The sequence below is a fragment of the Streptomyces sp. BPTC-684 genome, from assembly GCF_030028635.1.
In the GTDB taxonomy this organism is placed as follows: Bacteria; Actinomycetota; Actinomycetes; order Streptomycetales; family Streptomycetaceae; genus Streptomyces; species Streptomyces noboritoensis.
Window position 1 is genome coordinate 1,757,990 of sequence record NZ_CP124863.1, and the last position, 24,108, is coordinate 1,782,097.

Genomic DNA, 24,108 nt, shown 5'->3' on the forward strand with positions numbered 1-24,108 from the left:
GGAGAACCCTCCGTGAGCACCCTCAGCCAGACCGAGGCCGCGCCGGACACCGCGGCGTCCCGAGGCTTCCTCTCGGTCCGTGACCTGTACGTCCACTTCGCCACCGAGGACGGCATCGTCAAGGCGGTCGACGGGCTCTCCTTCGACCTGGCGCGCGGCTCGACGCTCGGCATCGTCGGCGAGTCGGGCTCCGGCAAGTCCGTCACCAACCTCGCGGTCCTGGGCCTGCACAACCCGCGCAACACCACGATCCGGGGCGAGATCCTGCTCGACGGGCAGGAGCTGACCGGCGCCTCGGAGCGCCGGCTCTCCCAGCTCCGCGGCAAGAAGATGGCGATGATCTTCCAGGACTCGCTGGCCGCGCTCTCGCCGTACTACACGGTGGGCCGCCAGATCGCCGAGCCGTACATGAAGCACATGGGCGCCTCCCGCAAGGAGGCCCGCGAGCGGGCGATCCAGATGCTCGGCAAGGTCGGCATCCCCCAGCCCACACTGCGGGTCGACGACTATCCGCACCAGTTCTCCGGCGGCATGCGCCAGCGCGCGATGATCGCGATGGCGCTGGTCTGCGACCCGGAGCTGATCATCGCGGACGAGCCGACGACCGCGCTCGACGTGACCGTCCAGGCGCAGATCCTCGACCTGCTCAAGGACCTCCAGCGGGAGACCGGCTCCGCGATCATCATCATCACCCACGACCTCGGCGTGGTGGCGAAGACCGCGGACGACGTGATGGTGATGTACGCGGGCCGCTGTGTGGAGCGCGGCACGGTGCGGGAGATCATGCGCACCCCCCGCCACCCCTACAGCTGGGGGCTGCTCGGCTCGATCCCCCGGCTCGACTCGCCCGTCGACCTGCCGCTGGTGCCGATCCCGGGGACGCCGCCGAGCCTGCTCGCACCGCCGCCGGGGTGCCCCTTCCATCCGCGGTGCGCCTTCCCGGACCAGGTCGCGGGCGGCGCGTGCCGCACCGACCGCCCGGTGATCCCGGAGGACGAGCCGCACGGGGCCGCCTGCCATCTGACGTCCGATCAGAAGTCCACCATCTTCGCCGAGCAGATCCGGCCGCGGCTGCGCTGACGCCGACCAGGAGTCGAGAACACATCATGAGCGAACAGCTGAGCCTCACGAAGGTTCCGGGGCCGCGCGACGACGACGGCCCGGAGCCGTCCGCCCCGCTGCTCGAAGTGGCCGGGCTCGTCAAGTACTTCCCGATCAGCAGCGGCCTCGTCCTCAAGCGCCACGTCGGCGACGTACGCGCGGTGGACGGCGTCGACTTCACCATCGGGCAGGGCGAGAGCCTGGGCCTGGTGGGCGAGTCGGGGTGCGGCAAGTCGACCACCGGTCGGCTGATCACCCGGCTGCTCGAACCGACCCGGGGCACCATCACGTACGACGGCCGGGACATCAGCCACGCCTCGCGCAAGGAGCTGGCGCCGATCCGGTCCGAGATCCAGATGATCTTCCAGGACCCGTTCGCCTCGCTCAACCCGCGCCAGACGGTCGGCGACATCATCTCCAACCCGATGGTCGTCAACGGCGTCAATCCGCCGGGCGGGCGCGAGAAGCGGGTGCGGGAGCTGCTTGAGATCGTCGGCCTCAACCCCGAGCACTACAACCGCTTCCCGCACGAGTTCTCCGGCGGGCAGCGCCAACGCATCGGTGTGGCGCGGGCGTTGGGGCTCAAGCCGCGGCTGATCGTGGCGGACGAGCCGGTCTCCGCGCTCGACGTGTCGATCCAGGCGCAGGTGGTCAACCTGCTCCAGAACCTCCAGCGGGAGATGGGGATCGCGTTCCTGTTCGTCGCCCACGACCTGGCGATCGTGCGGCACTTCTCGCAGCGGGTCGCGGTGATGTACCTGGGCCGCATCGTCGAGATCGGCGACCGGGCCTCCATCTACGACCGGCCCCGCCACCCGTACACGCACGCGCTGCTGTCGGCGGTGCCGGAGGCGGTGGTGGACGACGAGGGCGAGGGGCGCGAGCGGATCCGGCTCGCCGGTGACGTGCCGTCCCCGATCGACCCGCCGTCGGGGTGCCGGTTCCGTACGCGGTGCTGGAAGGCGGCCGAGCGCTGCGCCTCGGAGACACCGCCGTTGGTACGTCTTGAGGGAAACCGGGAGGGGCATCTGACCGCGTGCCACTTCCCCGAGGAACCGACGGTCGCGGCGCGGGACGAGGATGTCGTGCTCGATCCCGCGCTCGCCGCGATCGAGGAGGCGACGGACACAGCCCATTGACCCGAGTTCGTGCTGCCTCCGCTCGGAGCCGGGGCCCGCGTCCGTACACCCCGTTACACCACGGACGCGGGCTTCGGCGTGCCGACCTTTATCTGCGGGTGGGTGGGGGCTGGTCGCGCAGTTCCCCGCGCCCCTTAAATGCTCGGCTTCGCCATCGCCTTCGGCCGTACCCCCTAGGGGCGCGGGGAACTGCGCGACCAGCCACAGACGGCCCGCAGACAAAGACCGGGCCATGAAGGGGCGCGGGGAACTGCGCGAGCAACCCACCACCGGCCCGCAGACGAACACCGGGTCACTCCGACGGCACCACCCGCTTCTCCTCCGCGAAGTGGCAAGCCGACGGGTGGTGGGCCGGGCCCTCCAGGAGTTGGAAGACCGCCGGGACCGCCAGCTCCGGCACCTCCAGCGTGCAGCGCTCCTGCGCCTTCCAGCACCGCGTGCGGAACCGGCACCCCGAGGGGATGTTCGCCGGGGACGGGACATCCCCGGAGAGAATGATCCGCTCCCGGTGCTCCCGTGCCGACGGATCCGGCACCGGCACCGCCGAGAGCAGCGCCTGCGTGTACGGGTGCGTCGGATGGTCGTAGATCTCCGCGTCCCGCCCGATCTCCACGATCCGGCCCAGGTACATCACCCCCACCCGGTCCGAGATGTGCCGCACGATCGACAGGTCGTGCGCGATGAAGACGTACGACAGGGAGAACTCGTTCTGCAGGCGTTCCAGCAGGTTCACCACCTGCGCCTGGACCGAGACGTCGAGCGCGGAGACCGGCTCGTCCGCCACGATGATCTCGGGCTGGAGCGCGAGGCCGCGCGCGATGCCGATGCGCTGGCGCTGGCCGCCGGAGAACTGGTGCGGATAGCGGTTGATGTACTCCGGGTTGAGCCCCACCACGTCCAGCAGGTCCTGCACCTTGCGGCGCCGGTCGCCCTTGGGAGCCACCTCGGGGTGGATCTCGTACGGCTCGCCGATGATGTCCCCGACCGTCATCCGCGGGTTCAAGGACGTGTACGGGTCCTGGAACACCATCTGGATGTTGCGGCGGACGGATCGAAGCGCCTTGCCGGACATCTTGGTGATGTCCGTGCCTTTGTATTTGATCTGACCCGCCGTCGGGCGCTCCAGATTCACCAGCATCTTGGCGACCGTCGACTTGCCGCAGCCGGACTCCCCGACGATGCCCAGGGTCTCGCCGGCCACCAGGTCGAAGGAGACCCCGTCGACCGCCTTCACCGCGCCGACCTGCTTCTTGAAGAGGATGCCCTGGGTCAGCGGGTAGTGCTTGACCAGGTCGCGCACTTCCAGAATCGCCTCAGCCATTCAGGCACTCCTTCCAGAAGTGGCACGCGCTCCTGCGGCCCTCGGAGACGTGTCCCAGCGGCGGGACGTCGGTCCGGCACACGTCCTGCGCCATCGGGCAGCGCGGGTGGAAGGCGCAGCCCGACGGGATGTGCATCAGATTGGGCGGCAGGCCCTTGATCGCGTACAGCTCCTGGCCCTTCTGGTCCAGCCGCGGGATCGAGTCGAGCAGGCCGCGCGTGTACGGGTGCGCGGGGGCCTTGTAGATCTCGTGGACCGGGGCCTCCTCGACGATCCGGCCCGCGTACATCACCGCGATCCGGTCCGCGACGTCCGCGACCACCCCCAGGTCGTGGGTGATCAGGATCAGCCCCATGTTCATCTCGCGCTGGAGCTCCGCGAGCAGGTCCATCACCTGGGCCTGGACGGTCACGTCGAGCGCGGTGGTCGGCTCGTCCGCGATGATCAGCGCGGGCTCCAGGGCCATCGCCATGGCGATCATGATGCGCTGGCGCATACCGCCGGAGAACTGGTGCGGATACTGCCCGACCCGCTCCTTGGCGGCCGGGATCCGCACCCGGTCCATCAGCTCGACGGCCTTGGCCTTGGCGTCCGCCCGGGACATCCCCCGGTGCACGGAGAACATCTCACCGAGCTGCGCGCCCACGCTCAGCACCGGGTTGAGGGAGGACAGCGCGTCCTGGAAGATCATCGCCATTCCGGACCCGCGGATCTTGCGCCGCTCGTCCTCCTTGAGCTTCAGCAGGTCCTGGCCCTGGAAGACGATCTCGCCGCCGGTGATCCGGCCGGGCGGCATGTCGAGGATGCCCATCACGGCCTGCGCGGTCACCGACTTGCCGGAGCCGGACTCGCCGAGCACCGCCAGCGTCTCCCCGGCCGCCACCGAGTAGGTGACCCCGTTGACGGCCTTGGCGATCCCGTCCCTGGTCTTGAACTCGACCTGGAGGTCGCGCACTTCGAGCAGCATGGTGTCCAACTCCTCAGCGCAGCTTGGGGTCGAGGGCGTCGCGCACCGCGTCGCCGAGCATGATGAACGCGAGCACCGTGACCGCCAGCGCCCCGGCCGGCCACAGCAGCATGTGCGGCGCGTTGCGGATGTACTGGGAGGCGGCCGAGATGTCGATGCCCCAGGAGACGGACGGCGGCTTCAGCCCGACGCCGAGGTAGGAGAGCGTGGCTTCGAGGGAGATGTACGTACCGAGCGCGATGGTCGCCACGACGATCACCGGGGCCACCGCGTTGGGCGCGATGTGGCGCAGCAGCATCCGGGAGTTGGTGGCGCCGAGCGCGCGGGCCGCCTGGACATAGTCGTTCTGTTTGGCGGTGATCACCGAGCCGCGCGCGATCCGGGCGATCTGCGGCCAGCCCAGCAGGACCATGAAGCCGATCACCGGCCAGACCGTGGTCGAGGTGACCACGGACAGGAACACCAGACCGCCGAGCACCACCGGGATGCCGAAGAAGATGTCGGTGATCCGGGAGAGCAGCGCGTCCCAGCCGCCGCCGAAGAACCCGGCGAGCCCGCCGAGGACCGAGCCGAAGAGCGCGACCCCGAGGGTGGTGCAGACGCCGACGGTGACCGAGGTCCTCGCCCCGTAGACGGTCCGGGTGTAGACGTCGCAGCCCTGGCCGTCGTACCCGAAGGGGTGGCCGGGCCGGGAGCCGAGCTGGGCCTTGGAGAGGTCGCACTTGAGCGGGTTGCCGGAGGCGATCAGGGACGGCCACAGCGAGATGACGACCAGGAAGAGGATGATCAGGCCGGAGATGATGAAGACGGGGTTGCGCCGCAGGTCCCGCCAGGCGTCGCCCCACAGGCTGCGGGGCTTGCCCGCCGGGCCGGTGCCTTCCGGGCCGCCCGGAGTCTTCCCCAGGGTCGCGCCCTCGCTTATGGCGAGGTCCATCGCGGCACCGGTGCCGGTGGGGGCGATGGCTCCCTGGCCGACGCCGCCCGCGCCGGTCGCGGAGATCGCGGCACCTTCGTCGAAGTCGGGCTCAGGCATAGCGGATCCTCGGGTCGAGTACGGCGTACAGGAGGTCGACGACGAGATTCGCCACCAGGAACACCAGCACCAGAACGGTCACGAAGCCGACGACGGTCTGGGTGCTCTGGCGCAGGATGCCCTGGTAGAGCTGGAAGCCGACGCCGTGGATGTTGAAGATCCGCTCGGTCACGATCGCCCCGCCCATCAGGGCGCCCACGTCCGTACCGATGAAGGTGACCACCGGGATCAGCGAGTTGCGCAGCAGATGGCGGGTGATCACCCGGCGTCTGGGGAGGCCCTTGGCGACGGCGGTGCGGACGTAGTCGGCACGGGAGTTCTCCGCGATCGAGGTCCGGGTGAGCCGGGTGACGTACGCCAGCGAGACCGAGGCGAGGACCAGGCCGGGGATCAGGAGCTTGTCGAAGGGCGCGTCCGGGGGCACCGAGGGCTTGATCCACTGCCACTCGACGCCGAGCACCAGCTGGAGCACCAGACCGGTGACGAAGGTCGGGATCGCGATGACGACGAGGGTGAGGATCAGCACCGCGGTGTCGATCGGGCGGCCGCGCCGCAGACCGGTGACCACGCCGAGGGTGATGCCGATGACGATCTCGAAGAGGATCGCGATGATCGTGAGCCGGATGGTGACGGGGAAGGCGGTCGACATCAGCTCGGTGACCTTCTGGCCGTTGAACGCGGTCCCGAAGTCACCGGTGAACACGTTCCCCATGTACGTCGCGTACTGCTGCCAGACCGGCTTGTCGAGGCCGAACTCCTGCTTGAGGCGCGCGGCGGTCCCCGGGTCGCACGCCTTGTCGCCGCAGAGGCCCGCGATGGGGTCGCCCATCACGTTGACCATCAGGAAGATCAGCAGCGTGGCACCGAAGAAGACCGGGATCATCTGCAGCAGGCGCCGGATCACATAACGTCCCATGAACCGCTCCGAGAGTCTGGGAAGGGGTCCGGCCCGGCGCGGGGCGCGCCGGGCCGCACCTCCGCCGGCGTCAGCTGACCTTGATCTCGTTGTAGACGGGGACGCTGAACGGGTTCAGCGCGACGTTGGAGACCCGGGTCGAGTAGCCGGCGCTGCCGTTCTGGTACCAGAGCGGGATGGCGCCCATCTGGTCCCGCAGCACCCCTTCGGCCTTCTGGAAGAGGTCGACCGCCTTGGCCTTGTCCGTCTCGGCGTTGGCCTCGTTGACCAGCTTGTCGAACTCGGGGTTGGTCCACTTGCCGTCGTTGGACGAGGCGTTGGTGTAGTACAGCGGCTGCAGGAAGTTCTGGATCAGCGGGTAGTCCATCTGCCACCCCGCCCGGAACGGGCCGGACATCTTGTTCTGGGTGATCTGGTTGCGGAAGTCGGCGAAGGTGCCGACCGGGTTGCCCACGCACGCCCTGTCGTTGCCCAGCGCGTTGTTGACGCTGTTGCAGACGGCGTCGACCCACTCCTTGTGCGAGCCGGTGTCCGCGTTGTACGAGATCTTCACCTGGCCGCCGGGGATCCCGCCGCCCTCCTGGATCAGCTTCTTCGCCCCGGCCGGGTCGTACTTGCAGGCGTCGCCGCAGAGCCCGTCCTTGTAGCCGCCGTCCGCGCCGAGCACCGGCGAGGTCCAGTCGGTGGCCGGGGTGCGGGTCTTCTGGAAGATCGTGTCGGTGATCTGCGCGCGGTTGATCGCCATCGACAGGCCCTTGCGGACCTTCACCGCGCCCGGGGTGTTCCAGGCCTCGTCGTAGTACGGGAACGCGAGCGTCTGGATGATGCCGGCCGGGGTGTTGATGTACCGGTCGCCGAGGTCGGCCTTGACGTTCTTGAGCTGGGAGGCGGGCACGTCGTCGACGAGGTCGAGGTTGCCGGCGGTCAGATCGGTGTAGGCGGTGTTGTTGTCGGTGTAGACCTTCAGGTCCACCCCGCCGTTCTGCGCCTTGTCCGGGCCCGTGTACCCGTCCCACTTGCGCATCTCCAGCTTGGAGCCCTTGGTGTACGAGTTCACCGTGTACGGGCCGTTGCCGATCGGCTTGGACAGCCAGGCGGAGTGGCTGTCGAAGAACGCCCGGGGCAGCGGGGCGAAGGCGGCGTAGCCGAGGGTGTCGGGCCAGGTGGAGAACTTCTGGTTGAGCTTGACGGAGAAGGTGCGCTCGCCGGTGACCTTCAGCCCGGAGAGCGTCTCCGCGGTCGGGTCGCCCTTGTCGGGGTGGGTCTTGTCGTACCCCTCGATGTACCCGAAGAAGTACGCGTTCTTCTGGTTGTTCTTGAGGTTGGCGCCGTAGTTCCAGGCGTCCACGAAGGACTTCGCGGTGACCTTCTCGCCGTCGGAGAAGGTCCAGCCGTCCTTGACGGTGACGTTGAAGCTGGTGGAGTCGGTGGTCTCGATCTTCTCGGCGAGCATGTCCTTGGCGGCGCCGGTCTTCGGGTCGTACCGCTTGAGCCCCCGGAAGAGCATGTCGAGGACCTTGCCGCCCTGCACCTCGTTGGTGTTGGCGGGCTCCAGCGGGTTCTGCGGATCGCCCCAGGACGAGCTCACGATGCCGGAGGCACCGCTGCCACCGCCGCTGTCTCCGCCCCCGCAGGCCGTCGCCGCGAGGGCGACGCCCACCGCACATGCGGCCCACTTGGCATGCGTGGCTCCGCGCATGGAGTCCTCCTAGAGTCCTAAGTCTCACTTAGGCCCAAATATCACCTCAGGAGGGGACAGAGCGCACCTTCACCGCACCCGTATGGGCGCACGGAATGAGCCGTGCGGCCTCATACCGCCAGCCGCACCTCCCACGTGTCCACCGCGTAGTGCACGCCCATGCCGTGCGACTCGTACAGCCGCAGCGCCCCCGTGACGTTCTCCGTGTCGACGCCCAGGCCGATCGTGTCGCGGCCGCGGAGTGCGTATACGGCGAAGGCGTGGCGCAGCAGGTGGCTGGCCAGGCCGCGGCCCCGGGACTGCTCGCGGACGCCCAGCGTGCGGATCCAGCCCATGCCCTCGCGATCGTCGCGGGTGATCAGGACCGCCGCGTCGCCGGCGCCGTCGACGGACGCGATCCACACCAGCGGCCAGTCGGGGGCGACCTGCCGCAGCCACTCCTCGTAGCCCTGCGGGCGGAAGTCGAAGTGGTGGGCGAACGTCTCCTGGTGGAGGCGGTGCGCGGCCCGGCGGTCGGCCTCGTCCGCGCAGGGGCGCAGCCGCACCCCGGCGGGCGGCTCGGGGACCGGGTCGGCCTCGGGGGAGATCGGGCGGGTCAGGACGTTGTAGCGGCGCACCGTGCGCCAGCCGCGTCCGGTGAGCAGCGCGGTGTCGATGGTGGGGGTCGCGTTGAGGTGGAGGTGGACCACCGCGTGGTCCGCGCCCGTCTCGGCGGCGAGCTCGCGCGAGCGCGCCTCGGCCAGGTCGAGCAGGCGGATCCCCGCGTCCTGGCGGTCGGGCAGTACGTAGTGGTCGATGTCGACGCCGCCGTCCGCGCCCGCGTCGAGGATCGCCGCGTACGCCACGGTGCGCCCGTCCTCGACGGCCACCCACGCGTCCCGCGCCTTCGCCAGGTCCTCCTCGACCTCGTTCAGCGCGGTCTCGGCCGCCCCGATCTCGTACTCGTCGACGGCGTTCAGCAGCGCGCAGACCGCCTCCGCGTCGTCGGTCGTGGCGGCCCTTACCCCGGTCCCGTTGTCCATCCGGCCACTGTCGGGCCCAAGTCGCCCGCGCCGCAAAGGAATTACATGCGTACCGCGGCGCCTGCAGCGACAAACGACAGCCCGTCTAGGCGTACAGGAGCGGGTTCTGGTCCCGCTAGCGCAATCACTGGCGCGGAATAAGAAAATCCACAATTCCACGAAGATGGATATTCACTCGAGTCAAGTCAACAACCAGCCAAATCACCTAGGCAGCCAACCTCAAATCTAGCTCAATCTTCGAACGAAATGATGCCATGCCGTCGCCACTCGACTACCGTCCTCATCAACGGCCAGAACACTTACAAGTTTCCAGTACACGAGCCCCTCATTCCGGATTGACTGCAAGCTTCACGGCAGCGAGGAAACGCGCAAAGGAATTCGGAAGTCAATCGACTTGCAACATGAAACCCCGATCCTCGGGATTTCATCTGGACTACACTAGCAAACAGCCCAGCCGCCCCTCATCACGGTCACGCCTACCTCTCTACGATGCCGTTGATTTGGATTCTAAAATCCGAGTCTCAGACCCGGATAACGCGCTCTCCCAGCCAGCCTCACACTGAAATAACCCCTTTCGGGATCCCTCCCTGGCCGCTTTCAACAGCGGAAGCAGGAGCGACTGTGTCCGAAGCGCTACTGCGCAGGTATGCGAGAACCCGGCTCAGACCTGTCGGCTCACCCAGCCAGGTGGGCGTGACTGCCCAAAGACAGGGCAGCGACTCTCTGCCGCTGCGAATTCCACAGAGAAGGATATTCCATCATGGCGACTGCCACCCTTTCCGTCGATGTCGACCTCTCAGATTTTGACTTGGACATCACCATCAGCCCCACCGGTACGCCTGGGTTCCAGGACCCCGAAGGTGGGTTCACGAACGTGAACTGCACTCCTTGTATTGCCACTTCGGGTAGCCGGGGGTTCATGCCCGACGAGGCCCGACCGGTGTGCTGCGCCTAATCAGCACTAGCAGGTGACCAGGTAGTCGTCCTACATCTTCCCGTAGGACGACTACCTCTAGCCGTTCCGTTGACAGACGCATGTGAGGAGATCCCATTGGAGCCGACCAGAAGCTTCCGCGGCACTGAGCCGATCCTCGTGAGAGTCGCCTCACGGCCCAGGGCTGCGCTTGCCGACGCGGCCCTTCGCTACGACTCTGATGACATTCCGTCGAGCGAAATAATTGACTATATCAATGTCCTGTCGCAAGATCCGGTCATTCGGGAGGCCCTCGCGGTCTCCAGCCGCCACTTGTCCTCAACCATCAAGAAGATCAGCAGCGGCGGGGAGATCAGCCCGCGCAGGCTCCTCAGCGCGGCGGTCTCGCTCACACGCTACGCGCTGCGGATAACAGGCAGGCCCACCCCCTTTGGACTAAACGCCGGCGTAGCACGAGCGTCCATAGGGCAGACCGCCCAAGCCTCCTTCCCGGGCGTGGGTACGAAGCTGGTCCGGCCCGACTCGGGATGGTGCAATGAGCTGAGAAAAACGCTGCTGCGCCATACGGAAGTTCGCCACGAGACCGAGGTTGTCATGAACGATCTCTGTTTCACTCGCGGAACGAGACTCGTTCTTCCCTACGTCACCGAGGCCGCGGAAGAGGAACGCATCGGAAAAGCCAGGAAAACTGGAAACGAACTATCGGTCCGAAATACTGCAGTGATCGCCTTCGTGCGAAAAGAGGCCCGAAACCCTGTCCGATACGCGAACCTTCTCAGGGGCATCCTGGAAACATTCCCACACGCGGACGAAGAGAAGATCGATGCGCTGCTTTCTGATCTCATCCATAGCGAGATACTTCTGACCTCATTGCCCCATGCATCGATCGATTCAGACTTCATCCGGGTGGCGATCAAGTCACTTGCCGACTCCTCCCCACTCGGCACAAGCCTCCGAGAGGTCCAGCGCGCACTGGACGAATATGCTGAACAGGAAGTCGGAGGAGGGACTCCCGCATGGGAGGATCTGGAAACGTCCGGCCGTTCGGTAGTCCCTCAGCGATTTCATACCACAGCCCAGGTCGACCTGAGAGCCCACGCCGAAATCACACTTCCGCAGGCGGTCGTGCGAGAGGTTGAATCGTATGCGACTGCACTGTGGAGAATTTCACCATTGGAGCAAGCATACTCCTCACTACATGAGTACTACGAAGCGTTTGTCGAGAAATATGGTACCGGTCGTACCGTGCGACTTCCCGAACTCATTGATGCACACTCCGGGCTCGGCTTCCCGCGCGGTTATCTGAATCCGAGGGTGAGTCACAGCGCCCGCCTGGCTTTGCACGAGCGGAGCACCAGCGGCAGAGATGAGGACAGACGGCTGCTGCTGATGGGAGAGGTTTTCCATCAAGCCACTGTGAGTTCTGAACGTGAACTCATTGTCGATAAGAGCCTTATCGACATGCTTGCCGAAGAAGATCCTCAGACTGTCCCCCCCCATTCACTTGAACTCTGTTTCCAACTGCTGGCAAGTAGCACTGAGCGAATTGACGCGGGTGATTTTCAACTTCTGGCCTCGCCCCTGGTCGGGTCTCCGACAGCCGGCGCAGCCATGGGGCGGTTCGCGCACATGCTCGGGATCACCGATGAAGTGGCCCGCTCGGTCGACCGGAGTGAAGGCTTCGGAATCCCGGCGGCGGTGACCTTCCAGCCCCGGACTCCACGCATGCTGAACGTCGCCCAGGTGCCGGGCGTCCTGCCGTTCGAGATACCGATCGGTCACTTTCCACACGACGCCCGGAAAAGCATAGATTGGCGCGACCTGCTGGTCCTGGCAGACGATCGAGGCTTGCGCGTTGTCTGGAGCAAGACGGGAGAGGAAATCCATCCCGTGGCTCCTCATCTCCTCACACTCGAGACAGAGGCACCCAATCTCGCTCGATTCCTCCATGAAATCCGATACACGGCGGAGCGGAGAATCTGGCAGCCGTGGAATTGGGGAAGGTACCGATTCCATCCCGTTCTGCCCCGCGTGCGGGTCGGAAAGGTAATAGCCTCACCTCTCTCCTGGCGCCCCAGTCAAGCCTTGATCGCTTCCGCCAATAATTCATTTGACTGGGAGCACTGCATAGCGAATTGGCGGCGTGATCTGAATGTATCCGATCAGGTGAGGATATCGGTCCAGGACAAGGTCTACGAACTCGACCTGCGTGACCGATTCCATCGCGAGATCCTACGTCGTGACATGGCGAAGACTGCGGTAACCATCAGTGAGGATCCGAGGAATTTCGGCGGATCCTACGGGTGGTCAGACGGCCGGAGCAACGAGATCATCTTTCCGCTCTTCGGGAATTTCAGAGAAAAGCATACGCCAATTACGAAAATTGTCGACACCGTCATGTCGGAGCAGATTGTCCACTCTCTCGATAGCGAGTGGATCTACCTGCAGATTTCCGCAGTACCGGAAGCGCATGATGACCTAATCCGTGAACTTAATCGGTTCATCCAGGCCGTGGACCAGAATGTCACCGGATGGTTCTTCATGCGTTACTTTTCCCCTGAGCCGCACATACGGCTTCGCCTCCGAACCAAGTCGAGGGAACTACGGGCGACTGTGTGGGAGTGTCTGACCGACTTCCTGGCCACACTCCGCGACAGGGGATTGTCGCGCGGCTTTTCGCACTGTGAATACGAACCAGAAGTGGGCAGATATGGGGGTACGGAAGCGCTGCGGCTGACCGAGTCGGTGTTCTGCGTGGACAGCCAGATCGTCCTCGCCGAACTGGCTCGTGCCGCTGAGCTCAACGGCAGGCTAGGCCAGCCCGTCCTCATGGTCGCCAACTACGCGGCCCTACTGGACTCCCTCGGTCCCTGGGAGTGGGCCTCCTGGGCAGGGGCCACGTTCCCGAAGGCGACTGGGCGGTCCGTAACAAGGGACGTCATCCGGGCAGCAGCAGAAATTGCCGTTCCCGGACGCGCCGCAGCACTCCTGGAAGAGGCAACAGGAATCGTCGGAATACACGGGCTCTGGACCCAGCAAGCAGAGGTTAGGGAACTAGGGGCACTTCTTTGCGAGGGGCCCATGACAGCGGCCCGGACAGGACGACGAGACGTGGCACTCAACAGTCTGCTTCACATGCAACACAACCGGCTCATAGGCGCGGACCGTGAGAGCGAGCGGAGGAGCCTCACGCTTCTGGGGCATGTGGCCAGGCTCCATCTGGATCGGGCCCGAAATGGTGTTTGAACCGTCGGGACTGGCTCATCGAAAGGAATCTGCTGGCAAGCTGGCCACCCAGATAGCCGAGCGGTTGGCCTCCCCAGATGATGTGCTCAGCCTAACCAAACTAGCTGGCGATCCGTCATCGGTCAGCCTCGTGTGGACAGCTTCCTCTCTCGCCCGCGGCTACCCAGGGATCGCACTGCTCTTCCTGAATCGCGTGGGCGAAGATCCTGCCAATGCGGCCATCGGGCACCAGTATTTGCAGCGATCTGTCGAGGCACTGATGAACAAAGAGGCAGCGGACTTGGGTTTGCTCGACGATCTCTGCGGGCTCGCGTTCTCATTGGAGACAGGTCGACAAGTAACACACGGTGGTTATGAGAAAGCCTTGGAAACACTCAACCGCGAGATCGTGGCCCGAACAAAGGCCATGTGCGAATGGATCGCCGCTGAGCCTACCGGAGAAGTCAGCCGCTACGACGCAATCAGTGGCCTGGCCGGTGCAGGCAGATATATGCTGCTCAGGCCGGAACGCTTTGAGGAAGACCTACGGAGAGTCCTTGACTGCCTGGTTGTTATGGCAGATGGAATGGCCTCGATCAACCCGGGGTTTTGGTCGCCTTCAACGCCGGAATATTACTCGACAGATCCAGACCTCCTAAATCACGGGCATCTGAATCTCGGGCTTGCTCACGGAATCGCGGGGCCGCTGTCCCTACTCTCCCTTGCCTACAAAGAGGGCCTCGATGTTCCAGGGCAACACGAAGCGGCCGAGAGAATCGTGAGTGTCTACAGCGAGCGGGCCCTCCACGACGAATACGGTGTGTTCTGGCCCGGATATCTTTCCCGCAGACAATGGGATACCGGCATTGTCACGGCGAATCGGAGCCGGGCATCTTGGTGTTATGGCCTCCCCGGAGTCGCCAGGGCATTGCAGCTTGCCGCCCGTCACTTCGATCGCAACGACTGGCGACAACTTGCCCAAGGCGCCATAGCCTCATGCGTCCAAACGCCGCGCGCTTCCTGGCAGATAACCGATGCAAGCCTCTGCCATGGCTGGGCCGGCGCTCTCCACCTGTTGGGCCTGTTCCAAGAGGATCACACCGTGCCAGGTATAGATGAGTTGAGGGCCGAGGTATGCGGCACCATCCTGGATGAGTTCAAGGGTGACTTCCCCTTCGGATTTCGCGCCCCGGTGGTCAACCACCCTGAAGGCGCGGACTACCCAGGCTTGCTCGAGGGGGCAGCAGGCATAGCCCTCGCCCTCGATTCCTACTCACATGGTACGGATAGCGCAAACACCTGGGGCGCGGCGCTTCTCGTCTCCTGACGCCCTAATACATCGCAACTAATGCAGGAGTCACCACCGTGGATGCCGTCACACTCACCACTCGCAACCTCGACATTCACCCCGTGCGGATGAGCGATCTCGACGCCATCGTCACGGCATGGTCAGACCCGGCCATCAGGAGATGGACTGTTGTACCCGAACCCGGGAACCTGGCTCAGGCCCGCGAGTTCGTCGAGTCCACCTGTGCGGGTGGCTGGAGCGCGGACAGACACTACATATTCGGTGCGTACGCAAAAGATTCCGGCTCATTGGTCGGCTGCTTCGGCGTCTTCGGCATCGACACCGTGGGCCGCAGTGAGGACTTCGCGTATCTGGGCTGTTGGGTCGCCAAGGAGCATAGGGGCAAGGGCTACGCCACAGAGGCCCTCCGTGAGATAGCACGATGGGCCTTCACCGATTTGAAGCTGGATCGCTTGGAGGGCGTCGGTGAAGTCGGAAATGAGGCCTCGCTCGCTTTGGTTCTGAAGACTGGATTCCAGATGGAGGGAACGTTGCGCGGGCGCACGCTCCAGGACGGAATTCGGCGTGACGCTTGGCTGGTCTCTCTGTTGCCGCACGATCTCGGCCTGACACCGACCATCCCGTATGCGGCATCGAACGATGTCGCGAAGAGCTGAATCCAATCCGCCGCCTGATGAAGCCAGCCCAGAGGAAACATATCAGCGTGGTACATTTCTTCCAGTCGCCCCGTGCCACCCGACCTGCAGACAAAAGAATCCGAATCCGCTCTGAACTTTCCACGCATTGGGGCCAGTTTATTGTCGGGTTGCTACTCGCACTTGTCTCGACCGCCGCGACTTTGGCTGTGCCGTTCTGCGTAAAAGTGATCATCACTGGATTCACCGAAGATAGACCCACCCCCACACCTGTCCTGTGGATGTGCCTCGCGGTAGTCGTCGGCTCGGTATCTCAAGCTGCATCCGGTTTCATGCTTACGCGGACCGGCGAGCTCATCGTCTTCAAATTGCGCAGCCGGATGATAGCGCATTCCTTGCGCCTGCCACTGTCGACCGTCACCCGGGAGGGTGCGGGCACTGTCTCCTCCCGCATCACCTACGATGTCTCTCAGCTGCGCCACATAACCGATGTCGCCGCACAGATACCTCTGGCCACTCTCACCCTGCTGTCCATCCTGGCGATGATGATCTGGATCGACTGGCTACTCACCCTGGTCACCCTGGCATCCATGGCTGCGGCGTTCGGAGTGATCACTGCCGTACTCAACCGCGTGAAGCTCAACTTCTCCGGCCAGCAAGCTGCTGTGGGAGGGCTCAACCACAGAGTCATGTCCAACCTGGAGTCCCTCTCCACAATCAAAGCATTTCAAGCAGAGACGCTGGTCTCCTACACGCTCGATACGGACGCCGCGGAACTGCGTGCTCTTTCGCTTAAAGGTGCTCGCCTTGAAGCGCTTATTCCCACGGTCATCGCACTCGGCAACCAAGTCGCCATGGTGGTCGTCATCCTCGTCGGCGGAGCCCGCATGGCTTCGGGAAACCTCGAGATCGCGGCCTTCGGGGCATTTCTGATGTACCTCTTTCAGGCCTTCTCGCCCGCAACCGCATTGACTGGCGCGTTCACCAAACTGCAGGAGGGGCGAGCAGCCCGCGAGCGCTGCGACCAGTTGCTCGCGCTTCCACCGGAGGCAGACCAGGCAGCGGAGCTACCTGCTCCGCTGCCCACCCCGGGTGCGCCTTCGGTCGTCTTCGACAACGTGTCGTACACACATCCCGGAGCCAACGAGGCAACGCTGCACGATGTCACGTTCTCCGCCCCGCGGGAGGGGCTCACCGCCATCGTCGGCGCTTCTGGTGCGGGAAAGACCACGGCCCTCTCGCTCATCGAGCGTTTCGTCCAACCGAATTCGGGAAAAGTCACGATCCTGGGCCACGACACCAGCATCTGGCCCCTTCAGGCGCTTCGAGCCCGCATCGCCTATGTCGACCAAGCCTTCACTCTCGTGGAAGCCACGGTGCGGGAGAACCTTCAGCTGGGCCGGACCACAGCGGCACCGGACGCCGAACTCAACGCAGCACTTAACGCGGTCGGTCTCGCGGACGGTATACGTGCACTGCCTCAGGGTCTTGACACCCTACTCGGGCGCGAGAGCGATCTCTCCGGCGGCCAGCGACAGCGTCTGGCGTTGGCTCGTGTCCTGCTCTCCGACGCGGAGATAGTAGTCCTGGACGAGCCGACCAGTCAGCTCGACGGCATCAACGAGCACCGGTTCCGCACCGTCATTGACGACCTCGCCATCACGCGGTCAGTGATCGTGGTGGCACACCGTCTGTCGACAGTGCAGCATGCACACCATGTGGTCTTGATGGATCAAGGACGAGTGGTCGATGCCGCCGATCATTTCGCGCTCATCGAGCGCTGTCGGCCCTATCAGGAACTGGTCGCCACTCAGATAGGCGCGACTTCCTCCGCGTCGACCGCTTCGTAAAGCGTCATGAGTCCCACGGAGGCGCGTCGCTCGCGAATGAGGAACGGGGAGATTCGGCCCCTGCCGCCCGCCTGACAGGCGACAGCTCAGCCCTACGGCCTTCCCTGGTGTGGAACGATCAAGGTCATGACAGACCTGACCATCACTACGCTGGCCGATCGGCCGGAACTCATCGAGCGCGTCTACGACATCGAGAACACCTGGCCCGCATTCATCGATGGCGACACCGTGGCCAACGCTCTGCTCCACCGAGTGGCGGCGGACTTCCCCGAGTTCTGCGTGATGGCCACCGATCAGGACGGCACCCCAGTCGCGCGCGGACTGAGCATCCCGTTCCGTTTTGGTGTCCCACAACGCGAGGAGCTTCCGGACGGGGGCTGGGACCGCGTTCTGACCTGGGCCTACAACGACAAGAAGGCGGGCTTGCAGGTCAACACGGCGAGCGCCTTGGAGATCATGATCGCGCCGGATCGGCTCGGCAGCGGCCTGTCCTACCGAATGCTCACGGCTATGCGGGAAGCCGTGGTGAAACAAGGCATGGAGACGCTGGTGGCACCGGTCCGCCCCAACGAAAAGCACCTGGCTCCGCTATCCCCGATGCACGAGTACATCAAGCTCACCCGGCCCGACGCGCTCCCGCAGGACGCCTGGCTCCGGGTCCACGTCCGCGCGGGCGCGACGATCGAGAAGGTCGCTCCGGCCTCCATGGTGGTCGCCGGCTCGCTGGCTCAATGGCGCACTTGGACCGGCCTGCCGTTCGACAAGGACGGTGACGTCGTTGTGCCGGGCGCACTCGTCCCGGTGAACTGCAGCGTCACCCACGACCGCGCCGTCTACGTGGAACCGAACGTCTGGGTGCGCCACAACCTGACCTGATGCGGATCGGCCCGTCTGAGGGAAAGGGGGTGGGCCCCGGCCGGACACATCCGGTCGGGGCCCACCCTCGTCGACTGCGGCTACTGCGCCGCGCCCACGACGTCCTTCTCCTCGGCGAAGTGGCACGCCGAGTCGTGAGCCGCCAGGGTGTCCAGGCCCTGGAAGCGCTCCGGGACCGCCAACAGTGGGACCTCGGTGGAGCAGCGCTCCTCCGCCTTCCAGCAGCGGGTGCGGAAGCGGCAGCCCGACGGCGGGTTGGCGGGCGAGGGGACGTCACCGGTGAGGATGATCCGCTCCCGGTGCTCGCGCGCCTCCGGGTCCGGCACCGGCACGGCCGAGAGCAGCGCCTGGGTGTACGGGTGCGTCGGGTGCTCGTAGATCTCCTCGTCCGTGCCGATCTCGGCCATCTTGCCGAGGTACATCACACCGACGCGGTCCGAGATGTGCCGGACGATGGAGAGGTCGTGCGCGATGAAGATGTAGGAGAGGTTGAACTCGTCCTGGAGCTTCGCCATCAGGTTGATGACCTGCGCCTGGACCGACACGTCGAGCGCGGAGACCGGCTCGTCGCAGATGATGATCTCGGGGTTGAGCGCGAGGCCGCGGGCGATGCCGATGCGCTGGCGCTGACCGCCCGAGAACTGGTGCGGGTACCGGTTGATGTACTCCGGGTTGAGGCCCACCACGTCCAGGAGCTCCTGGACCTTGCGGCGCCGGTCGCCCTTGGGAGCCACCTCGGGGTGGATCTCGAAGGGCTCGCCGATGATGTCGCCGACCGTCATCCGCGGGTTCAGGGACGTGTAGGGGTCCTGGAACACCATCTGGATGTTGCGGCGGACGGCCTTCAGCGCGCGCCCGGACAGCTTGGTGATGTCCTGGCCCTTGTAGAAGACCTCGCCGGCGGTCGCCGTCTCCAGCGTCATCAGCAGCTTGGCGACGGTGGACTTGCCGCAGCCGGACTCGCCGACGATGCCGAGGGTCTCGCCCTGGTAGAGGTCGAAGGAGACCCCGTCCACGGCCTTGACCGCGCCGATCTGCTTCTTGAAGAGGATGCCCTGGGTCAGCGGGAAGTGCTTGACCAGGTTGCGCACCTGGAGGATCGGCTCGCCGCGGTCGACCTGGACGTCGAGGAGGGCCTCGACCTCAGTGGTCGTGGAGGCGTCCTTCTTCACGACGTCGACGACGCTCGCGGTGGGGGCGTCCACGGCCTCGTCCTTCTTCTCCAGCTCAGCCATGGATCGTCTCCTTCCAGAAGTGGCAGGCGCTGCCGCGGCCGCTCAGGTCGCTGCCGTCCTGCTCGGTGACCGGAGCGAGCTTCGGCACCTCGGTACGGCAGATGTCCTGCGCCTTCGGGCAGCGCGGGTTGAACGCGCAACCGCCGGGGATCTTCAGCAGGTTGGGCGGCAGACCCTTGATCGCGTACAGCTCCTGGCCCTTCTGGTCCAGGCGCGGGATCGAGTCGAGCAGACCCCGGGTGTACGGGTGCGCCGGGCGCTTGTAGAGCTCGTGCACCGGTGCGGTCTCCACGATCCGGCCCGCGTACATCACGGCGATCTTGTCCGCGACGTCGGCGACCACGCCGAGGTCGTGGGTGATCAGGATCAGGCCCATGTGGTACTCGCGCTGGAGCTCCGCGAGCAGGTCCATGACCTGCGCCTGGACCGTCACGTCGAGCGCGGTGGTCGGCTCGTCCGCGATGATCAGGTCGGGCTCCAGGGCGAGCGCCATCGCGATCATGATGCGCTGGCGCATACCGCCGGAGAACTGGTGAGGGTAGTCGTTGACCCGCGCGGCGGCCGCAGGGATCTTGACCTTGTCCATCAGCTCGATGGCCTTGGCCTTGGCCTCCTTGCGGGACGCGCCCTGGTGCACCCGGAACATCTCGCCGAGCTGGTAGCCGACGCTCAGCACCGGGTTCAGCGCGGAGAGCGCGTCCTGGAAGATCATGGCGATCTTCCGGCCGCGGATGGCGCGGCGCTCCTCGGCGGTCATCTTCAGCATGTCCTCGCCGCGGAAAAGGATCTCGCCCTGCGGGATCCTTCCGGGCGGCATGTCGAGGATGCCCATGATCGCCTGCGCGGTCACGGACTTGCCCGAGCCGGACTCGCCGAGGACGGCGAGGGTCTCGCCCGCGCTGACGCTGTAGTTGACGCCGTTGACCGCCTTGGCCACACCGTCGCGGGTGTGGAACTCCACGTGCAGGTCACGGACTTCGAGCAGGGGTCCGTTGTGGTCCCCGTCGGCGCGGGGCGCCGGAACGCTTGCGGTCTTGTCGATGATGCTCACGTCGTACGCCCTCCTCAGCGCAGCTTGGGGTCGAGGGCGTCGCGCACCGCGTCGCCGAGCATGATGAAGGCGAGCACCGTGAGGCTCAGCATGGCGCTGGGGAAGAACAGCACGTGCGGAGCCGTACGGATGACGGTCTGGCCCGAGGAAATGTCGTTGCCCCACGAGACGGTGGACGGCGGCAGGCCGATACCGAGGAAGGACAGCGTCGCCTCGGTGGCGATGTATCCGCCCAGGGCGATGGTCGCGACGACGATCACCGGTGCGACGGCGTTCGGCAGGATGTGCCGGATCATGATCCGGCTCGTGCTGGCGCCCAGGGCCTTGGCGGCCTGGACGTAGTCGGCCTGCTTGACCGTGATCACCGAACCGCGCATGACACGGGCGAGCTGGGTCCAGCCAAGGAGGCCCAGGCCCACCACCACGGACCAGACGGTGCGGTTGGTGAAGGCGTTCAGGATGACGATCGCGCCGAGCAGCAGCGGGATGCCGAAGAACACATCGGTCAGACGGGACAGCAGCGAGTCGAGCCAGCCGCCGAAGTAGCCGGCCAGCATCCCGACGAAGCCGCCCAGGAGCGTCACGAAGACCGTCACGCAGACGCCGACGATGATCGAAGCACGGGCGCCGTACAGGACGCGCGAGTAGATGCTGCGGCCCTGGACGTCGTAACCGAACCAGTCCTCACGGAAGACATGGCCGTAGTTCGGGTCGCCCAGGTAGTGCTTGGCGAGGTCCGCGTGGTCCGGGTCGACCGAGGTGAAGAGCCCCGGAGCGGCCGCGACCAGCGCCAGGAAGACGATCAGCAGCGCGGAGACGATGAAGAACGGGTTGCGGCGCAGATCCCGCCAGGCGTCCGACCAGAGGCTGCGCGGCTTCTCCGACACCGTGGTGGCAGCGGCGACGACCGGGGTCTCGGTCCCGGCCTCAACCTTCTTGAGGGTCTCAGGCATAGCGGATCCTCGGGTCCAGAGCGGCGTACAGCAGGTCGACGGCAAGGCTGGAGAGCAGGTAGACGATCACGAGGATCGTCACGATGCCGACCACCGTGGTGTTGTCCGACTGGTTGATCGACCGGTACAGCGTGTTGCCGATGCCGTGCACGTTGAAGATGCCCTCGGTGACGATGGCGCCGCCCATGAGCGCGCCCAGGTCCGTACCGAGGAACGTGACCACCGGGATCAGCGAGTTGCGCATCAGGTGGATGCCGACCACGCGCCGGCGCGGCAGGCCCTTCGCGACGGCGGTGCGGATGTAGTCCGCGCGCAGATTCTCTGCGATCGAGGTCCGGCTGAGCCGCGCGATGTACGCGAAGGAGAGCGAGCCGAGGACCACACCGGGCAGCAGCAGCTGCGTGATGTCGTCGGAGTTCTGAACGGTCGGGGTGACCCAGCCGAGTTGGTCCGCGAAGACCGTCTGGAAGATGAAGCCCAGAACGAAGATCGGGATCGAGATCAGCAGCAGGGTGACCACGAGGACGAGCTTGTCCGCGATCTTGCCGCGGTTGAGACCGGCCAGGAGGCCCAGCACGATGCCCACGACGATCTCGATGGTGAAGGCGATCAGCGCCAGCCGGATCGTGACCGGGAAGGTCTCCGACATGACGTCGATCACCTTACGGCCGGTGACGAAGCTGGTGCCGAAGTCCCCGGTGATGACATTGCTGATGTAGTGCCAGTACTGCGCGAGCAGTGGCCTGTCGAACCAGTACTCGTGGCGCAGCCGCGCCATCGCCTGCGGGTCGGCAGGTCTGTCGCCCCACAGTGCCCGGACGGGGTCGCCGGGGAGTGAGTACACCATCAGAAAGATGAGCAGAGTGGTCCCGATGAACACCGGGATCATCTGGAGCAGTCGCCTCGCGACGTAGCGCCCCATCGAGCCTCCATAGTCAGCCGCTGCAACAGCCGGCCCGCCCCGCTCCTCGCGGGAGGGGCGGGCTGGCTGCCCTGCGCGAACGGTGTGGCGCCGACGCGATGCCGGAACGCCTGGGTGAATCGACCGTTAGCGGCCTGTAGCTACTTCTTCACGACCTCGACAGCGGTGAACACCGGCTTGCCGAAGGTGTCGTACGTGACGTTCTTGACGTTGGCCGAGTAGCCGGAGTTCGTCTTGTAGTACCAGAGCGGGATGGCCGGCAGGTCGGCGTACAGGGCCTTCTCGGCGTCCTGGTACAGCTTGACGGACTCGTCCAGCGTCGCGGCCTTGTCCGCCTTGGCGGACAGGTCGTCGAACGTCTTGTTGGAGTACTTGCCCTCGTTGCCCGCGGCGGTGGTGCCGTACAGGTCCTTGAGGAAGTTGGCGTTGATCGGGTAGTCCTGCACCCAGCCGGAGCGGAAGAAGCTCTGGACCTTCTCACCGGTGCGGATGTCCAGGACGGTCTTGAAGTCCGCCTTGGCGTCGCTCTCGCACTTGACGCCGGTGGCCTGGGTGATGTTGGCGCAGACCGCCGTGACCCATTCCTTGTGGCCGCCGTCGGCGTTGTAGAGGACGGAGATGGCGGCGTTGGCGCCACCGGCCTCGGTCACGAGCTGCTTGGCCTTGGCCGGGTTGTACTTGCAGGTCTCGCCACAGGCGTCGGCGAGGTAGCCCTTGACGGCCGGCGGCACGAAGCCGGTGGCCGGGGTGCGCGAGCCCTGGAGCACCGTCTTGGTGATGGTGTCCCGGTCGATCGCCATCGACAGGCCCTGCATGAACTTCGCACGGTCCTTGACAGCCTTGATCGTCGGCGAGTAGGCCGCGACCGCGATGGTCTGGATCGAGTTCTGCGGGACGTCCACGGCGCGCTTGCCGAGGTCCTGGTGGTACGTGGCCATGCCGCTCGGGGGGACCAGGTCGAGCACGTCCAGGTTGTTGGAGACGGTGTCCTTATACGCGGCCTCAGAGGTCGTGTAGAACTTGAAGTCCACACCACCGTTCTTCGGCTTGTCCGCACCCGCGTACTTGTCGTACGCCTTGGTGAGGAAGTTCTGGTTGTGGTTCCACTTCACGAACTGGTACGGGCCGTTGCCGATGGGCTCCTGGCCGTACTTCTTCGGGTTGGTGAAGAAGACCTGCGGCAGCGGCGCGTAGGCGCTGTAGCCGAGCTTGTAGGTCCAGTACGGAGCCGGGTTGCCGAGCTCGACCTTGATGGTGTAGTCGTCCGCGATGGACAGACCGGACATCTTGTCGGCCTTCGGGTCACCCTTCGCCGGGTGGACCTCGTCGTAGCCCTTGATGTCCGAGAACCACGAGGCGTTCTGCTGCGCGTTCTTGGCGTTGGCGCCCCAGTTCCAGGCGTCGACGAAGGACTTCGCCGTGACCTTCTCACCATTGTGGAAGGTCCGGCCCTGCTTCACCTTGATGGTGTAGTGGCTGGCGTCGTCCTGCTTGATCGAGTCCGCGACGTCGTTGACGATCGCGCCCGTCTTCGGGTCGAAGTCGACCAACTTCGAGAAGAGCACGTCGGTGATACGGCCACCGCCGGTCTCCATCACGTTGGCCGGCTGAATCGGGTGCTGGGGTTCGCTGCTCTGGTAGCTGAAAACACCGGCCGGGTTGGCCGCAGCGCCCGAGTTGTCCGTGCTGTCACCGTCGCCGCCACCACAGGCAGTCGCAGCCAGGGCGACGACCGCCGCACCCGCGACCCACTTGGCGCTCTTGGCACCACGCATGGGTTCCTCCTCATGAGTCCACTTGTCACAACAAGAGGGGCACAAAAAGATCGCCGACACCCCTGACGGCGATCGATCAAGCGCCCCGAGTGTGCTCGTGAGTCGGCACTCCCCACAGTGCGTGACCCATTGACCCGAGCTCAAT

General features: G+C 65.4%; 18 protein-coding genes. 7 read left to right on the top strand and 11 right to left on the bottom strand.

Annotation, left to right across the window (positions count from 1 at the left end; translation table 11 throughout):
• The first annotated feature begins 12 nt into the window (after positions 1 to 12).
• Together QIY60_RS07775 and QIY60_RS07780 are read left to right on the top strand one after the other, a co-directional pair.
• Complete coding sequence (locus QIY60_RS07775; protein WP_283141736.1) at positions 13 to 1,080, top strand: ABC transporter ATP-binding protein; 1,068 nt, start codon at positions 13 to 15, stop codon at positions 1,078 to 1,080.
• Between the two features lie 26 nt (positions 1,081 to 1,106).
• Positions 1,107 to 2,240, top strand: a complete 1,134-nt coding sequence (locus tag QIY60_RS07780; RefSeq protein ID WP_283141737.1) for a dipeptide ABC transporter ATP-binding protein — start codon at positions 1,107 to 1,109, stop codon at positions 2,238 to 2,240.
• Between the two features lie 292 nt (positions 2,241 to 2,532).
• Here the strand turns inward: QIY60_RS07780 and QIY60_RS07785 are convergent, their stop codons facing one another.
• The 6 genes from QIY60_RS07785 to QIY60_RS07810 form a co-directional block, all read right to left on the bottom strand.
• Positions 2,533 to 3,561 (bottom strand): dipeptide ABC transporter ATP-binding protein, encoded by a 1,029-nt coding sequence (locus QIY60_RS07785; RefSeq protein ID WP_283141738.1) that lies wholly within the window; start codon positions 3,559 to 3,561, stop codon positions 2,533 to 2,535.
• Positions 3,554 to 4,528 (bottom strand): ABC transporter ATP-binding protein, encoded by a 975-nt coding sequence (locus QIY60_RS07790; protein ID WP_283141739.1) that lies wholly within the window; start codon positions 4,526 to 4,528, stop codon positions 3,554 to 3,556. The genes QIY60_RS07785 and QIY60_RS07790 overlap by 8 nt, the downstream gene beginning before the upstream one ends.
• Positions 4,529 to 4,541: 13 nt before the next feature.
• A complete protein-coding gene (locus tag QIY60_RS07795; protein WP_283141740.1) occupies positions 4,542 to 5,561 on the bottom strand; it encodes an ABC transporter permease in 1,020 nt (339 codons plus the stop codon).
• The gene (locus QIY60_RS07800) at positions 5,554 to 6,477 is read right to left on the bottom strand and encodes an ABC transporter permease (RefSeq protein WP_283141741.1); all 924 of its coding nucleotides are present in this window, start codon (positions 6,475 to 6,477) and stop codon (positions 5,554 to 5,556) included. The genes QIY60_RS07795 and QIY60_RS07800 overlap by 8 nt, the downstream gene beginning before the upstream one ends.
• A 70-nt stretch (positions 6,478 to 6,547) precedes the next feature.
• Positions 6,548 to 8,176 carry an ABC transporter substrate-binding protein gene (locus QIY60_RS07805; protein WP_283141742.1) on the bottom strand — a complete coding sequence of 543 codons (1,629 nt, stop codon included), beginning with the start codon at positions 8,174 to 8,176 and terminating at the stop codon, positions 6,548 to 6,550.
• Between the two features lie 110 nt (positions 8,177 to 8,286).
• On the bottom strand, positions 8,287 to 9,198 hold the full coding sequence (locus tag QIY60_RS07810) for a GNAT family N-acetyltransferase (RefSeq protein WP_283141743.1): 912 nt from the start codon (positions 9,196 to 9,198) through the stop codon (positions 8,287 to 8,289).
• 1,051 nt (positions 9,199 to 10,249) lie between these two features.
• Here QIY60_RS07810 and QIY60_RS07815 point away from each other — a divergent pair.
• The 5 genes from QIY60_RS07815 to QIY60_RS07835 all read left to right on the top strand — a co-directional run bounded on the left by QIY60_RS07815 (position 10,250) and on the right by QIY60_RS07835 (position 18,027).
• Entirely contained in the window at positions 10,250 to 13,378 is a 3,129-nt protein-coding gene (locus tag QIY60_RS07815) for a lantibiotic dehydratase (RefSeq protein ID WP_283141744.1), read from the top strand.
• Positions 13,368 to 14,684 (top strand): lanthionine synthetase C family protein, encoded by a 1,317-nt coding sequence (locus QIY60_RS07820; RefSeq protein WP_283141745.1) that lies wholly within the window; start codon positions 13,368 to 13,370, stop codon positions 14,682 to 14,684. Before QIY60_RS07815 ends, QIY60_RS07820 begins: the two co-directional genes overlap by 11 nt.
• Before the next feature lie 38 nt (positions 14,685 to 14,722).
• Positions 14,723 to 15,322 carry a GNAT family protein gene (locus tag QIY60_RS07825; RefSeq protein WP_283141746.1) on the top strand — a complete coding sequence of 200 codons (600 nt, stop codon included), beginning with the start codon at positions 14,723 to 14,725 and terminating at the stop codon, positions 15,320 to 15,322.
• Between the two features lie 17 nt (positions 15,323 to 15,339).
• Positions 15,340 to 17,151, top strand: coding sequence for an ABC transporter ATP-binding protein (locus QIY60_RS07830; protein WP_283141747.1), 1,812 nt, complete (start codon positions 15,340 to 15,342; stop codon positions 17,149 to 17,151).
• Between the two features lie 126 nt (positions 17,152 to 17,277).
• Positions 17,278 to 18,027, top strand: coding sequence for an N-acetyltransferase (locus tag QIY60_RS07835; RefSeq protein ID WP_283141748.1), 750 nt, complete (start codon positions 17,278 to 17,280; stop codon positions 18,025 to 18,027).
• A gap of 80 nt (positions 18,028 to 18,107) precedes the next feature.
• Here the strand turns inward: QIY60_RS07835 and QIY60_RS07840 are convergent, their stop codons facing one another.
• From QIY60_RS07840 to QIY60_RS07860, 5 genes are all read right to left on the bottom strand, one after another.
• Positions 18,108 to 19,262 carry a dipeptide ABC transporter ATP-binding protein gene (locus QIY60_RS07840; RefSeq protein WP_283141749.1) on the bottom strand — a complete coding sequence of 385 codons (1,155 nt, stop codon included), beginning with the start codon at positions 19,260 to 19,262 and terminating at the stop codon, positions 18,108 to 18,110.
• Entirely contained in the window at positions 19,255 to 20,313 is a 1,059-nt protein-coding gene (locus QIY60_RS07845; RefSeq protein WP_283141750.1) for an ABC transporter ATP-binding protein, read from the bottom strand. Before QIY60_RS07845 ends, QIY60_RS07840 begins: the two co-directional genes overlap by 8 nt.
• A 14-nt stretch (positions 20,314 to 20,327) precedes the next feature.
• Positions 20,328 to 21,266 carry an ABC transporter permease gene (locus tag QIY60_RS07850; protein ID WP_283141751.1) on the bottom strand — a complete coding sequence of 313 codons (939 nt, stop codon included), beginning with the start codon at positions 21,264 to 21,266 and terminating at the stop codon, positions 20,328 to 20,330.
• Positions 21,259 to 22,188 (bottom strand): ABC transporter permease, encoded by a 930-nt coding sequence (locus QIY60_RS07855; RefSeq protein WP_283141752.1) that lies wholly within the window; start codon positions 22,186 to 22,188, stop codon positions 21,259 to 21,261. Before QIY60_RS07855 ends, QIY60_RS07850 begins: the two co-directional genes overlap by 8 nt.
• Before the next feature lie 140 nt (positions 22,189 to 22,328).
• Complete coding sequence (locus QIY60_RS07860; protein WP_283141753.1) at positions 22,329 to 23,963, bottom strand: ABC transporter substrate-binding protein; 1,635 nt, start codon at positions 23,961 to 23,963, stop codon at positions 22,329 to 22,331.
• Positions 23,964 to 24,108: the final 145 nt, after the last annotated feature.